This window comes from Nonomuraea sp. NPDC050547 (genome assembly GCF_044457345.1).
Lineage (GTDB): Bacteria > Actinomycetota > Actinomycetes > Streptosporangiales > Streptosporangiaceae > Nonomuraea.
Genome location: NZ_JBITGW010000002.1, coordinates 32,112 through 45,127 on the forward strand (window position 1 = coordinate 32,112; position 13,016 = coordinate 45,127).

General features: G+C 72.4%; 12 protein-coding genes. 7 read left to right on the forward strand and 5 right to left on the reverse strand.

Annotated elements, in window-relative coordinates; all coding sequences use genetic code 11:
• The first annotated feature begins 24 nt into the window (after positions 1 to 24).
• A complete protein-coding gene (locus ACIBHY_RS04610) occupies positions 25 to 975 on the forward strand; it encodes an ankyrin repeat domain-containing protein (RefSeq protein WP_397305966.1) in 951 nt (316 codons plus the stop codon).
• Between the two features lie 2 nt (positions 976 to 977).
• Here the strand turns inward: ACIBHY_RS04610 and entS are convergent, their stop codons facing one another.
• On the reverse strand, positions 978 to 2,225 hold the full coding sequence (entS, locus tag ACIBHY_RS04615) for an enterobactin transporter EntS (RefSeq protein ID WP_397305967.1): 1,248 nt from the start codon (positions 2,223 to 2,225) through the stop codon (positions 978 to 980).
• Between the two features lie 81 nt (positions 2,226 to 2,306).
• On the opposite strand from entS, the gene ACIBHY_RS04620 reads away from it, so the two are divergent.
• Positions 2,307 to 3,335, forward strand: coding sequence for an ABC transporter substrate-binding protein (locus ACIBHY_RS04620; RefSeq protein ID WP_397305968.1), 1,029 nt, complete (start codon positions 2,307 to 2,309; stop codon positions 3,333 to 3,335).
• A gap of 70 nt (positions 3,336 to 3,405) precedes the next feature.
• Here the strand turns inward: ACIBHY_RS04620 and ACIBHY_RS04625 are convergent, their stop codons facing one another.
• From ACIBHY_RS04625 to ACIBHY_RS04635, 3 genes are read right to left on the reverse strand one after another with little or no spacing between them, the layout of a single operon-like run.
• Positions 3,406 to 4,455: a FecCD family ABC transporter permease gene (locus tag ACIBHY_RS04625; RefSeq protein WP_397255987.1), complete on the reverse strand. Its 1,050-nt coding sequence runs from the start codon at positions 4,453 to 4,455 to the stop codon at positions 3,406 to 3,408.
• Positions 4,452 to 5,474: a FecCD family ABC transporter permease gene (locus tag ACIBHY_RS04630; RefSeq protein WP_397255985.1), complete on the reverse strand. Its 1,023-nt coding sequence runs from the start codon at positions 5,472 to 5,474 to the stop codon at positions 4,452 to 4,454. The genes ACIBHY_RS04625 and ACIBHY_RS04630 overlap by 4 nt, the downstream gene beginning before the upstream one ends.
• Before the next feature lie 22 nt (positions 5,475 to 5,496).
• The gene (locus ACIBHY_RS04635) at positions 5,497 to 6,561 is read right to left on the reverse strand and encodes a PucR family transcriptional regulator (RefSeq protein ID WP_397255983.1); all 1,065 of its coding nucleotides are present in this window, start codon (positions 6,559 to 6,561) and stop codon (positions 5,497 to 5,499) included.
• A gap of 76 nt (positions 6,562 to 6,637) precedes the next feature.
• Here ACIBHY_RS04635 and ACIBHY_RS04640 point away from each other — a divergent pair, with 76 nt between their 5' ends.
• On the forward strand, positions 6,638 to 7,555 hold the full coding sequence (locus ACIBHY_RS04640) for a proline dehydrogenase family protein (protein ID WP_397255981.1): 918 nt from the start codon (positions 6,638 to 6,640) through the stop codon (positions 7,553 to 7,555).
• Positions 7,556 to 9,181, forward strand: a complete 1,626-nt coding sequence (gene pruA, locus ACIBHY_RS04645; protein WP_397305969.1) for an L-glutamate gamma-semialdehyde dehydrogenase — start codon at positions 7,556 to 7,558, stop codon at positions 9,179 to 9,181.
• Between the two features lie 60 nt (positions 9,182 to 9,241).
• Here pruA and ACIBHY_RS04650 read toward each other — a convergent pair whose 3' ends face one another.
• Positions 9,242 to 10,069, reverse strand: a complete 828-nt coding sequence (locus tag ACIBHY_RS04650; protein ID WP_397306243.1) for a MerR family transcriptional regulator — start codon at positions 10,067 to 10,069, stop codon at positions 9,242 to 9,244.
• A 53-nt stretch (positions 10,070 to 10,122) separates the two neighbouring features.
• On the opposite strand from ACIBHY_RS04650, the gene ACIBHY_RS04655 reads away from it, so the two are divergent.
• From ACIBHY_RS04655 to ACIBHY_RS04665, 3 genes are all read left to right on the forward strand, one after another.
• On the forward strand, positions 10,123 to 10,593 hold the full coding sequence (locus tag ACIBHY_RS04655; RefSeq protein WP_397255977.1) for an AAA family ATPase: 471 nt from the start codon (positions 10,123 to 10,125) through the stop codon (positions 10,591 to 10,593).
• 47 nt (positions 10,594 to 10,640) lie between these two features.
• Positions 10,641 to 11,618 carry an NAD(P)-dependent alcohol dehydrogenase gene (locus ACIBHY_RS04660; protein ID WP_397305970.1) on the forward strand — a complete coding sequence of 326 codons (978 nt, stop codon included), beginning with the start codon at positions 10,641 to 10,643 and terminating at the stop codon, positions 11,616 to 11,618.
• 64 nt (positions 11,619 to 11,682) lie between these two features.
• Positions 11,683 to 12,924 carry a YibE/F family protein gene (locus tag ACIBHY_RS04665; protein WP_397305971.1) on the forward strand — a complete coding sequence of 414 codons (1,242 nt, stop codon included), beginning with the start codon at positions 11,683 to 11,685 and terminating at the stop codon, positions 12,922 to 12,924.
• Positions 12,925 to 13,016 lie beyond the last annotated feature (92 nt).

Consider the following 13,016-nt stretch of genomic DNA (forward strand, 5'->3'; position numbering starts at 1 on the left):
CGTTGAACGGAGAAAGGATGGCGGATGAGTGCTGACTGGTCGGGCATGGGAGGGGACGCCTGGAGCGACCTGGGCACGGTTCGCGCCAGATTGGCGGCGGGTGCGTCTCCGGACGCCGATGCCCGCCACGGCCGGACAGCGCTGTGGATCGCGGCCGAGGCGGGATCGCCCGAGGTGGTCGCCGAACTGGCCGCCCGCTCCGCCGACGTGGACGCCGAGGTCGACGGCAGGACCGCGCTGTGGTGCGCGGTCTACGCCGGCCGCGCCGACAACGCCCGTGCCCTCGCCGAGGCCGGGGCGAACCCGTGGCGGCCGATGATGAACGGCTGGCCGCCCGGCCGCCTCGCGCTGGCCGGTCCCACCCCCGGCCTGTTCCCCAGGCCGGACGGCGAGCCGGGCCTCACCGACGCCGAGCAGGCCTTCGTCGCCAGGGCGCGCGCCCTGATCGCCGCCCTGGCCGACATCACCGACGACGGTCACAGCGTCACGTGCGTGGCCGGGATCGACGCGGCGGAAGCCGTCCGCAGGCTGGAGGCGACGCCCGCCACCGACGAGGAGATCGAAGAGATCTTCGACGACCCCTTCGACGACATGGATGAGAACCTGAAGTTCCTCGGTGTGACCGACGTGCCCGGTGGTTGTGTCGTCGCCCAGCCGTGGGGGTTTGGGGCAGACATACCGGGCGTTCAGAAGGCGCTGTCGGCCGGTACTCGCTGCTATGGCCTCTACGCCAACCCCAAGAGCGGCAATCAGGGCAGCGCCGCCGTTGACGGCATCGTCGTCGAGTGGGACACGCACCCGGGCGGGGGAGATACCGACGAGTCGGAGCCGACGGAGGAGATCCTGCGGGCGTATCTGCTTCAGGGTCACGCGGAAGCCGAGCTCTGCGTTCGCGCGGGACTGTTGCTGCCCGACTCGCGTGCGATCACCGGCACGCCGGACCTGTGGGTGAAGCTGCCCGACCACTGGGTCTGACGTCAGTCAGTGGGCAGCGGGCGGGCGCGGCGCAGGGAGGGGATGGCCACGGCCAGCGTGGCCACCCCGGCCACGCAGGCCAGCCCGCCGATCACCGCCGCGCCGCCCGGCGGCGCGAGGCGGGCCAGGCCGCCGGCGACCACGTTGCCCAGGGCCGGGCCGACGGTCGCCTCGGTCAGCCACAGGCTCGACACCCGCCCGAGCAGCCGGTCGGGCGTGCGTGACTGGATGAGCGCCCCGGCCAGCACCTCGGAGACCACCTGCCCGACCCCGGACAGCGCGAGGAACGCCAGCGCCCACGGCAGGCTCACCGGCAGCCACGCGCTGGCGCCGAACCCGGCCACCGCCAGCCCCCACAGCGCCACCGCGCCGATCAGCACCCGCCCGGGACGGCGTACCCGGCCGATCCAGCCGCTGGCCAGCGCCGCGAGCAGCGCTCCCGCCGCGGGGGCGCTGTAGAGCAGCCCGGCCGTGGCCGCGTCGCCGCCGTAGTGCGCCGCAACGAACGCGGGAAACAGCGCGTACGGCGTGGCCATCAGCGTCCCGCTGAGATCGAGCAGGATCACCCCGGCGATCACCGGGTCGCGCCGGGCGAAGCGCACCCCTTCCGCGATCGACCGCAGCGGATGGGCGTCCCCGCCCCCGCCGGGCCGCAGCGGGCGCAGCATCCACAGCAGCACGGTCGTCACGACGGTGGTGGCGCAGGTGAGCGTGTAGCAGGCGCCGAACCCCGGCCCGGCGACAAGCAGCCCGCCCAATGACGGCCCGGCGATGGTCCCGACCTGCGTGGTGATGGAGGTGAGCGCCTCGGCGGCGGCGAGCTTGTCCCGGCCGACGAGCGCGGGCACGGCGGCCATGAGGGCGGTCTCGCTGAGCCCGTCGGCCAGCCCGATCAGCCCGGCGCTCAGGTAGATCACCCCGAGCCGCGGCTCGGGCAGGAAGGCGTTGACCGCGAGCACCGCGAACCCCGCCGCCGCCCCCGCCCGCGACCCCACGATGAGCAGCCGCCGGTCCATCCGGTCGGCGAGCACGCCTCCGGCGAGCGTGCCGGCGAGCAACGGCCCGCCCAGCGACAGGCTGATCAGGCTGACGTGGAGTGACGAACCGGTCATCGCGTACACCTGCATGGCCAGCGCCACACCGGTCACACCGATGCCGAGGAGGGAGACCATCCGGGCGGCGAAGACATAGCGGAAGTCGCGGCCGGTCCGTAGCGGAGTGATGTCGATGACCACGTGTCCCAGGCGCACGAGTCTCCCCAGACGGTCAAGATGACGTTAGATTACCCTAAAAAAGGGAAGCCTTACCTAACTTCTGAGAAGGGTAGTTTCATGGCATCCGGCATCACTCGTCGTCAGGCCCTCCGCGGCGGTTCCCTCCTCACGCTCGGAGCCCTCGCCGCCGCGTGCGGCACCGTCGACCCCGGCGGCGCGCCGGCCGCGCCCGCCGGCGCGGCGTCCAAGGCGGCGAGTACGGCGGGGCCGTGGTCGTTCACCGACGACCGGGGCAAGAAGGCGGAGGCGCCCGCCGCCCCCAAGCGGATCGTCGCCTACGTGGGCGCGGCCGCCGCGCTGTGGGACTTCGGCGTCCCGTCGGTCGGCCTGTTCGGCTCCACCACGCTCAAGAACGGCTCCAAGGACCCGCTCGCCGGGGACGTCGACCTGGCCAAGGCGACCTCGATCGGTACCGGCTACGGCGAGTTCAACGTGGAGAAGTACGCCTCGCTCCAGCCCGAGCTGCTGGTGACCACCAAGTTCAACGACCTGGTCTGGTACGTGCCGGAGAAGCAGATGGGCGACATCGAGGCGCTGGCCCCGCTGGTCGCGATCGAGACCGTCAAGGGCACCGACCTGAAGAAGGTCCTGGCCCGCTTCGAGGAACTCGCCGTCTCGCTGGGCGCCGACCCCGCCGCGCCCGCCGTCGCCCAGGGCAAGAAGGCCTTCGACGAGGCCTCGGAGAAGGTGGCCAAGACCGCGGAGAAGGGGCTGAAGGTCCTCGCGGTCGCCGGCGGCCCCGACCAGTTCTGGGTGGCCAGGGCCGGGGCCGGCGGCTACACCGACCTCACCTACCTGGCCTCCCTCGGCCTCGCGATGGAGAAGGGCGCCGGCGACGACCCGCTGTACGAGACGCTGAGCTGGGAGCAGGCGGCCAAGTACGAGGCCGACGTCGTCCTCTACGACGCGCGCAGCCAGTGGCTGACGCTGGAGGACATGAAGAAGAAGGCCACCTTCGCCGAGATCCCGGCGGTCAAGGCCGGCCAGGTGATCCCCTGGGTGGTGGAGACCCCCTACAGCTACCAGCGCCAGGCCGCCTGGCTGGACAAGCTGAACGAGCAGCTGTCGGCGTTCAAACCCCTGTGACCTCAGGCGGGCGCGGGGCGGCCCAGCTGTGAAACCTCAGGTGCTGCGGCCGCGGCCCAGCTGTGAAGCCTCAGGTGGTGCGGCGGCGGCCCAGCATCCAGAGCAGGTAGCCGCCGCCGATCGCGCCCGTGACCACCCCGGTCGGCAGCTGGGCCTGGCCGAACAGCCGCTGGGCGGCCAGGTCGCTGACCACCATCAGCAGCGCCCCCATCGCCGCGCTCGCCCAGATCGGCGGCCCCGCCACCCCGGTCAGCCGCCGGGCCAACTGTGGCGCGGTCAGCGCCACGAACAGGATCGGCCCGGCCGTCGCGATGGCCACGCAGGTCAGCGCGCTCGCGCAGGCCAGCGCCGCCAGCCGGGCCCGCTCGGCGCGCACGCCCAGCCCGACGGCGACCTCGTCGCCCATCTCCAGCAGCCGCAGCCGCGAGGACATGGCGGCCAGCACCGGCAGCAGAACCCCGCACGCGATCCAGATCGCCGCCACGTGGCCCCAGCGGCTCCCGGCGACGCTGCCGACCAGCCAGGTGGCCGCCTGGTTGGCCGACCAGAGATCGGCCCGGGTGATGAGGTAGGCGTTGACCGCGCCGAGCATCGCCGCCACGCACACCCCCACCAGGACGAACCGGGCGCCGCGCAGCCCGCCGCGGAAGGCCAGCAGGTAGACCGCCACCAGCGCGAGCGCCCCGCCTGCGACCGCGGAACCGGCGATCGCCGCCGAGCCGCCGCCGAACACCAGGATGCCGAGCAGCGCGCCCGTCGCGGCCCCCCGGTCCAGGCCGATGATGTCCGGGCTGCCCAGCGCGTTGCGGGTCAGCGTCTGCAGAACGGCCCCGCCCACCGCCAGCGCCGCCCCGACCCCGAGCGCCACCAGCAGCCGGGGCAGCCGCAGCCGCATCACCACGAACTGACCGGCCGCGCCGCCGTCGCCGGTCAGCGCCGCGATGACCTGCGCGGGTGAGAGCGGGTAGTCGCCGCTGCCCAGGCTGACCACGCCGACCGCGAGCGTGACCACGACCAGCGCGCAGGTCACCACGGCCGCGCGCAGCGACAGCCGATACGACCAGCCGCCCGCGCGCAGCCTGAACCGTTTGACCGGGCGTTCTGTCAGGGTCCTGGTCACAGCTCGCCCACCCGCCTCCTGCCGCGCAGCAGCGCGATCAGCACCGGGGCGCCGGCGAACGCCGTGATGATCCCGACCTCCAGCTCGGCCGGCCGTACGATGATCCGGCCGAGGACGTCGCAGGCCAGCAGCAGCGACGGCGCGATCACCATCGAGTACGGCAGCAGCCACCGCTGGTCGGGACCGATCAGCGCGCGCACGATGTGCGGCACCGCCAGCCCGAGGAAGAAGATCGGGCCCACCGCGGCGGTCGCGGCCCCGCACAGCAGCGTCACGGCGGTCACGGCCAGCAGGCGCGCCCGCCCGACGTGGACGCCGAGCGCGCGGGCCGCGTCCTCGCCCAGCGCCAGCGCGTTGAGCGCGGGCCCGAGCGCCAGCGCGAACACCGCCCCCGCCACCAGGAACATCCAGATCTGGCCCAGTGCGGCGGAGTCGACCGCGGCCAGCGAGCCCACCGACCAGAACCGGTAGCGGTGGAGCGTGTCGGAGTCGAGCAGCAGCACCGCCCAGACGATCGACAGGAGCGCGGCGTCGGCGGCGGTGCCGACCAGGGCCAGGCGGATCGGGGTGGCGCCGCCGTACCCGCGCGAACCCAGCGTGTACACCAGCACCGTGGCGCCCGCGGCGCCCGCGAAGGCGAACCACACCGAACCCCGCAGGTCGGTCAGCCCGAAGACGGCGAAGGCGAGCGCCACGCCCGTGGCGGCGCCCGCGTTGACGCCGAGGATGCCCGGGTCGGCCAGCGGGTTGCGGGTCAGCGACTGCATGATCGCGCCGGCCAGGCCGAGCGCCGCCCCCACCCCCAGGCCCACGAGCGTGCGCGGCACCCGCAACTCCCAGATCGCGGTCACCCCCTCCGCGCCCTCGCGGCGCAGCAGCGCGTCGAGGAGGGCGGAGGGGGACAGTTCGGCCGAGCCCAGCGCGATGCTCGCCGCGCAGACGGCCGCCAGCACCGCCAGGGCGAGGGTGAGGTTGCGCGCGTGGGCGGTGCGGCCTTTCCGGACGGTGAGGGACGTCACGTCACCTTAGGTTAGCCAAGCCTTATCCCAATGGCGAGGGATCCGACAGGTGCGCCGCCTTGAGGCCGAGATGGACGACCAGGCGGTCGTCCCCGTCGTCCAGGTCGCGGTTGAGGGCGCGCTCGGCCTTGCCGAGCCGGTAGTAGAGCGTCTGGCGGTGCACGCCCAGCTCCGCCGCCGCCTTCTGGGCGTGCCCGCCCAGATCGAGGTACGTCTCGACCGTGCGGGCCAGCTCCCCGTCGAGCCCCGCCACCTCCGCGGCCAGCTCCCGCAGGTCGGCCCGGCCCAGGCGGGCCAGCAGCCGGTGCACGCCCAGGTCCTCCCAGCGGGCGACCGGGGCGAAGCGGGTGAAGTGCTCGGCGATGCGCAGCGCCTGCTGGGCCTCCCGCCAGCTCTGCCAGGCGTCGGCCGGGTCCTGCCGGGGGGCTCCGATGCCGGCGGCGGTGCCGTACACACTCTGGAGGGTGTGCGCGACCTCGGCGGCCAGGTGCGCGGGGGACAGCAGCGCCACCGGCGAGCCCGCGAGGGCGAGCACGCCGCGCGGCAGGGTCCAGAGGGCGGCCACGCGGTCGGGCGACTCCCTGACGGCGAGCGCGGCCACCGGGCCCGGCATTCCGGTGGAGGCGGTGGCGCGTTCCTCGGGGTCGGCCGAGAGCAGGGCGCGCAGCCCGCGCCCGGCGTCCTGGCGGCTGCGCGCCTCGTGCGCCAGCGCGCTCGCGGCCCGTGCGACCAGGCCCCCTGCGCGGGCGAGCACCTCGTCGGACAGGGCACCGGAGTCGAGCAGCCAGAGGTAGCCGTAGGTCACCTCGCGATGGCGCAGCGGCCAGCAGATGCGCGCCTTCAGGTCGTGGTCGGCGGGGATGCGGACGGGGCCGTGCGCCTTGGCGATGCCGAAGCGCTCGAAGTAGTCGCGCACCTCGCCCGTGGCGCGGCGGCGCAGGATCGACTCCTGGCGGACCGCGTCGATCTCCCCGTGCTGCGCGTTGTAGGCCAGCAGGCGGAACGAACGGTCCTCCAGCGTCGCGGAAGCCCCGAGAACGCGGGCTATCTCGTCGACGGTCTCCTGGAGATCGGCGGTGTTGTGCATTTGTATGACAGCCTGCCACATCCCGCGTTACGGACGTCGATGGCTGTGGTCTGAACAGGAGTTTTAGGCTGGATGCATGCTCGGTCAACTGCTACTCGCCACGTCACGGAGCAGGCTCGTACGCCGCTCCGTGTCCGGCTTCCCGCTCACCCGCAAGGTGGTCGACCGTTTCGTCGCAGGCGAGAGCGCCCACGAGGCGCGCGCGGCGATCGAGCGGCTGGTCGGCGGCGGACTGACCGTCACCGTCGACCACCTCGGCGAGGAGACCCACGACGCGGGCGCCGCCGCGGCCACCGCCGAGGCCTACGTGACGCTGCTGGACACGCTGCGCCCGCTGGAGCTCGGCGAGCGCGCGGAGGTGTCGGTCAAGCTGTCGGCCGTCGGTCAGGAGCTCTCCGACGACCTGGCCCTGGAGCACGTGCGCGACATCTGCGCCGCCGCGGCCGCCAACGGCTCGGCCGTGACGCTCGACATGGAGGATCACACCACCGTCGACTCGACGCTGGGCATCCTGCGCAAGCTGCGCGAGGAGTACCCGTCGACCGGTGTCGCGATCCAGGCCTATCTGTTCCGCAGTGAGGACGACCTGCGCGAGCTCTCCGCCGAGGGCTCGCGGGTACGGCTGGTCAAGGGCGCCTACAACGAGCCCGCCTCGGTCGCCCACCAGGGCAAGGCCGAGGTGGACAAGGCGTACGTGCGATGCCTGCGGATCCTCATGGCGGGGAAGGGATACCCCATGGTGGCGACGCACGACGACCGCCTGATCTCCATCACCGAGCTGCTGGCCGACCGCTTCGGCCGCGCCATAGGTGACTACGAGTACCAGATGCTCTACGGGATCAGGACCGACAGGCAGGAGGCCCTGGCCGGAGCGGGCCACACGGTCCGCGTCTACGTGCCCTACGGCGACGACTGGTACGGCTACTTCATGCGCCGTCTCGCCGAACGCCCCGCCAACGTCGCCTTCTTCCTTCGTGCCCTTGGAGGCAAGTAAATGGACGCCATCAGCAACGTTCCCGCTCCGGCCAACGAGCCGGTGTTCGGCTACGCCCCGGGCAGCGCCGAGCGCACCGCCCTGGAGAACCGGATCAAGGAGCTGGCCGGCAGCTCCATCGACCTGCCCATGACCATCGACGGGAAGTCCCGCATGGGCGGCGGCGCGCCGATCGACGTGGTGCAGCCGCACAACAAGGCCTCCGTCCTGGGGCGTATCAACGACGCTACGGCCCAGGACGTGAAGGACGCGGTGGACGCGGCGCTGCGCGCCGCTCCCGCGTGGCGGGCGCTGTCGTTCGACGAGCGGGCGGCGGTCTTCCTCAAGGCGGCCGACCTGCTGGCCGGGCCGTGGCGGGCGACGCTGAACGCCGCGACCGTGCTCGGGCAGTCGAAGTCGGCGCAGCAGGCGGAGATCGACGCGGCCTGTGAGCTGATCGACTTCCTGCGCTTCAACGTGGCCTACGCCCGGCAGCTCTACGCCGACCAGCCCGTCTCCTCGCCCGGCGTCTGGAACCGGATGGAGTACCGGCCGCTGGAGGGCTTCGTTCTGGCGATCACGCCGTTCAACTTCACCGCCATCGCCGGAAATTTGCCGACTTCTGCCGCTTTGATGGGCAATGTTGTTGTCTGGAAGCCGTCGCCCACGCAGCAGTTCGCCGCGCACTTCACGATGAAGCTGCTGGAGGAGGCCGGTCTCCCGCCGGGCGTCATCAACCTCGTCACCGGCAACGGCGCCGCCGTCTCCGAGGCCGCCCTGACCCACCCCGCGCTCGCCGGCATCCACTTCACCGGCTCCACCGCGACCTTCCAGCACCTGTGGGCGACCGTCGGCGCCAACATCACCGGCTACCACGGCTACCCGCGCCTGGTCGGCGAGACCGGCGGCAAGGACTTCGTCCTGGCCCACCCCTCCGCCGATCCCGCCGTGCTCACCACCGCGCTGATCCGCGGCGCGTTCGAGTACCAGGGCCAGAAGTGCTCGGCCGCCTCGCGCACCTACATCCCGCGCTCGGTCTGGAACCGCATCAAGGACGACCTGGTGGGCACCGCCGAGTCGCTGACCGTGGGCGACGTGGCCGCCGACCTGTCGACGTTCATGGGCGCCGTCATCGACGAGCGCGCCTTCGCCAAGCACAAGGCGGCGATCGACCGGGCCCGCTCCTCGGCCGGGATCGAGCTGCTGACCGGCTCCTACGACGACTCCACCGGCTACTTCGTGAAGCCGACCATCCTGCTGTCGGACGACCCGGCGGACGAGATCTTCGTCAAGGAGTACTTCGGCCCGATCCTCGGCGTCCACGTCTACGACGACGCCGCGTACGACACCGTCCTCGACCAGATGGAGTCGGTCTCGCCGTACGCGCTGACCGGCTCGATCATCGCCCAGGACCGCTACGCCGTCGCTGCGGCCAGCGAGAAGCTCCGCTTCGCCGCCGGGAACTTCTACGTCAACGACAAGCCCACCGGCGCGGTCGTCGGGCAGCAGCCCTTCGGCGGCGCCCGCGCCTCGGGCACCAACGACAAGGCCGGCTCGATCTTCAACCTGATCCGCTGGGTGAACGCCCGCACGATCAAGGAGACCTTCGTCCCGCCGGTCGACCACCGCTATCCCCACATGGGCTGACCTGCCGGCCCATCGACGTACGCCCCCGGTTCCTGTGCTGCTCCGGGGGCGTACGCCGTTCTAGGCCTGGGACGCCTTCCTGTACCACTCGTGCAGCGGGGCCGGGTCCTCGGGCGGGGGCCAGCCGTTGACGATCGAGAGCAGCTGAAGGTAGCGGTTCCAGCGCGGGTCGGCGGTCGCCTCCATGTGCGGGACGGGTGCCGCCACCAGCGCCTTGGCCTCCGGTGAGGACGGGTCGATTCCGGCCGCCATGGCCTGCCGTACCCGGGAGCGGATGATCGCGACCGGATCGGGGCGCGGCACGGACGCGCCCGCCGGGTAGTGCTCGGCCAGCAGGCGCACCGCGGCGCGGAAGCCGGCGTCCTGGGTGAGCTCGGCCAGCTCCACCCAGGCTTCGACCTGTTCGACCTCGGGGTCGTCCGGGAGTTCCGGCGTGAGCGAGCACCGGACGCCGGCGTGGACGCCGGTGAGCGTCGCGTCGAGGAAGTCGTCGATCAGCCGGCGCCGCTCGTCCTCGGAAAGTCTGGCAAGTTTGTGCATGATGTCCGTCTCCTCAGGGGTGGATCCACGCCTGGCGACCGCTCTCAGCACCGCGCGCCGCAGCCGAAGCGTGCGCATCTGGACCTCCAGCGCCTCGGCGTGCGCGGCGGCGACCTCGGGCAGCGACAGCTCCCTGTCCACGACCTTGCGGATCGTGGCCAGGTCAAGGCCGAGTTCGCGCAGCGTTCGCACGAGGTCCAGGCGGGCGAGGGCGTCGAGGTCGTAGAGCCGGTAACCGGAGTGGCTGCGTCCGGACGGCGGCACGATCCCCTTGTCGGAGTAGAACCGCACGGTCTTGACCGTCAGCCCGGTACGGCGCGCGAGGTCGCCGATCGTGTAGCCGTCCATGCCGCTCACTCTCGCGCCTCCCCTTGGTGGAGACTCAAGTTACCCTCGCCGCTATGACGAAAGTCCTGATCACCGGCATGTCCGGCACCGGCAAGTCCGCCGCCCTGCGACTGCTGGGCGAACGCGGCCACCGTACGGTCGACACCGACTACGGCCCGTGGAACCACTGGGTGACCGGCGAGGACGGCGAGCGCGAGTGGGTGTGGCGCGAGGACGCCATCGCGGACCTGCTGGCCGGGCACCGCGAGGGCGCCCTTTTCGTGTCGGGCTGCACCTCCAACCAGGTCACCTTTTACCCGGACTTTGACCACATCGTCCTGTTGAGCGCGCCCGCTGACGTCATTCTGGCCCGCGTCGCCGCGCGGACGGACAACCCGTACGGCAGGCGTCCCGGGGAACGCCAGGAGATCCTGGACAACCTGGCCATGATCGAACCCCTCCTCCGCGGCGGCGCCACGCTGGAGATCGACACCCGGGCACCGCTCGACGAGGTCGTCGGACGGCTGGAGGCCCTCGCCCGGTGAAGTAAAGAAAACTAGACATGATGTCGAGTTTGCTTTACCTTGGCGGCATGACGATGAAGGCGATCACCCAGGACCGCTACGGCGGCGCCGGCGTCCTGGGCATGACGGAGCTGCCCCGCCCGGTGCCCGGCGACGGGGAGGTGCTGGTACGGGTCAGGGCGGCCGGGGTCGACGCCGGGGTCGTTCACCTCATGAAGGGCGAGCCGTATCTCATCAGGCCGATGCTCGGGCTGCGCGCGCCCAGGAACAAGGTGCGCGGCAGCGACCTCGCGGGCGTCGTCGAGGCGGTGGGCGCGGGGGTGAGCGCGTTCCGGGCCGGTGACGCGGTGTTCGGCGTCTGCGACGCGGCCTTCGCCGAGTACGCCGTCGCCCGGCAGGACAAGCTCGCCGCGAAGCCCGGCGAGGTGGGGTTCGAGGAGGCGGCCGCCCTTCCGTCGTCCGGGGTCACGGCGCTGCAGGCGGTGCGCGGGCGGGTCACACCCGGGCAGAAGGCGCTGGTCATCGGCGCCGGAGGCGGGGTCGGGAGTTTCGCGGTCCAGCTCGCCAAGGACCTGGGGGCGGAGGTCACCGGGGTGTGCGGGGCGGACAAGGCCGAACTGGTGCGGTCGCTGGGGGCCGGGCACGTCATCGACTACACCCGTCAGGACGTCACCGCCGGCTCGCTCCGCTACGACCTCATCGTGGACACGGCGGGCAATCGGCCGCTGTCGCGGCTGCGTCGGGTCCTCGCGCCGCGGGGTCACCTCGTCATCGTCGGCGGGGAGGGTGGCGGGCGGTGGCTGAGCGGTCTGCAGCGGCAGTTGCGGGCGGCGCTGCTGAACCCGGTCACCGGGCAGACCCTCCATGCCCTGTTCGCCGTCACCCGGGCCGAGGATCTGCGGGAGCTGGCCTCGCTGGCCGCCTCCGGACGGGTCAGGCCGGTGGTCAGCCGCACGTACCCGCTGGAGGAGGCGGCCTTGGCGGTCGGGGAGGTGGCGGGCGGGCACGGGCGGGGCAAGATCGTCGTGACCATCGGCGCCGCCTGACCAGCGCGGCCCCGGTAACCTTCCTGGCGGAACCCCCTTTCCCGCTGAGGAGAAACACCCGCCCATGGGCGCCAACCACTCCCACGGCCCCGCCGTACCCCCGTCGAAGAGAGCCGTGCTGGCGGCGCTCGCCGTGCTGGTTCCGCTGGCGGTCGCGACCGTCGCCGCGCTCGTGTGGTTGTGGCCCTCACCTCCCGAGGCGCCCGCCTCGCCGGAAAGCGGCCTGGCCCGCTACACCGCCACCATCCAGGCCGTCACCCTGACCCCGTGCCCCGAGGAGCCGCCGGTCGACGGTGGTCAGAAACTCCCCCCGCCGGACCCCGCCACCTGCGGCGACGCCGTGGTCAAGCTCACCAGCGGCCCCAATCCCGGCAAGGAGGCCAAGCTCCAGCTGCCCAGCGGGCCGGGTGCGCAGATCTTCCACGCCGGCGACGACGTCATCGTGGTCTACGCGCCCGAGCCCACGCTCGACGTGTCGCCGTACCGCCTGTCCGACCACGACCGTTCGACGCCGCTGTGGTTGTTCGGCGCCGCGTTCGCGCTGGCCGTCGTGGCGTTCGGCCGGTGGCGGGGGCTGAGCGCGCTGTTCGGGCTGGGGGTGACGTTCGCGGTGCTGCTGCTGTTCGTGCTGCCCGGCATCCTGGACGGCAAGCCGCCGCTGCTGGTGGCGATCGTGGGCTCGGCGGCCATCATGCTGACGGTGCTGTTCCTGACACACGGCTTCACGCTGCCGACCGCGATGGCCGTCCTGGGCACCCTGACCAGTCTGGTGATCACCGGCGCCCTGTCGTACGTGTCACTCGACCTGGCCCACCTGGCCGGCATCACCGACGAGGCCGCCTTCAACCTCGGCATGAGCTACGACATCGACACCCAGGGCCTGCTGCTGGCGAGCATCATCATCGGCTCCCTGGGCGTCCTGGACGACGTCACCGTCACCCAGGCCGTGACCGTCGCCGAACTCTCCCACGCCAATCCCGGCTACGGCTTCCGCCGCCTGTACCGCGCCGGCGGCCGGGTCGGCAGGGCCCACATCGCCTCGGTCATCAACACCATCATCCTGGCGTACGCCGGGGCGTCGCTGCCCCTGCTGCTGCTGATCAGCGTCGGACGGGAGCCGCTGGGCCAGGTCCTGACGAACCCGGTGATCGCCCAGGAGATCGTCCGCAGCGTGGTGGGCACGCTGGGGCTGATCTCGGCCGTCCCGATCACCACCGCGCTGGCCGCCCTGGTGGCCCGCCGTACCGCCGACCCCGCCCCGCCCCCGACCCCACGCCGCGCGAGGCACGCCGCCCACCACCAGTAGGGGCCGCCCTACCACGAAGACGCTGGTCAGCGTCATGGGCGCGGCGGCGGTGCGCCCATAGCCTCGTGAAGCCGGATCTCACCACGAGATCC

Coding starts and splice junctions, on each gene's coding strand:
- ACIBHY_RS04610 (WP_397305966.1), top strand. CDS start 25: ATGAGTGCTGACTGGTCGGGCATGGGAGGGGACGCCTGGAGCGACCTG.
- ACIBHY_RS04620 (WP_397305968.1), top strand. CDS start 2,307: ATGGCATCCGGCATCACTCGTCGTCAGGCCCTCCGCGGCGGTTCCCTC.
- ACIBHY_RS04635 (WP_397255983.1), bottom strand. CDS start 6,561: ATGCACAACACCGCCGATCTCCAGGAGACCGTCGACGAGATAGCCCGC.
- ACIBHY_RS04640 (WP_397255981.1), top strand. CDS start 6,638: ATGCTCGGTCAACTGCTACTCGCCACGTCACGGAGCAGGCTCGTACGC.
- pruA (WP_397305969.1), top strand. CDS start 7,556: ATGGACGCCATCAGCAACGTTCCCGCTCCGGCCAACGAGCCGGTGTTC.
- ACIBHY_RS04650 (WP_397306243.1), bottom strand. CDS start 10,069: ATGGACGGCTACACGATCGGCGACCTCGCGCGCCGTACCGGGCTGACG.
- ACIBHY_RS04655 (WP_397255977.1), top strand. CDS start 10,123: ATGACGAAAGTCCTGATCACCGGCATGTCCGGCACCGGCAAGTCCGCC.
- ACIBHY_RS04660 (WP_397305970.1), top strand. CDS start 10,641: ATGACGATGAAGGCGATCACCCAGGACCGCTACGGCGGCGCCGGCGTC.
- ACIBHY_RS04665 (WP_397305971.1), top strand. CDS start 11,683: ATGGGCGCCAACCACTCCCACGGCCCCGCCGTACCCCCGTCGAAGAGA.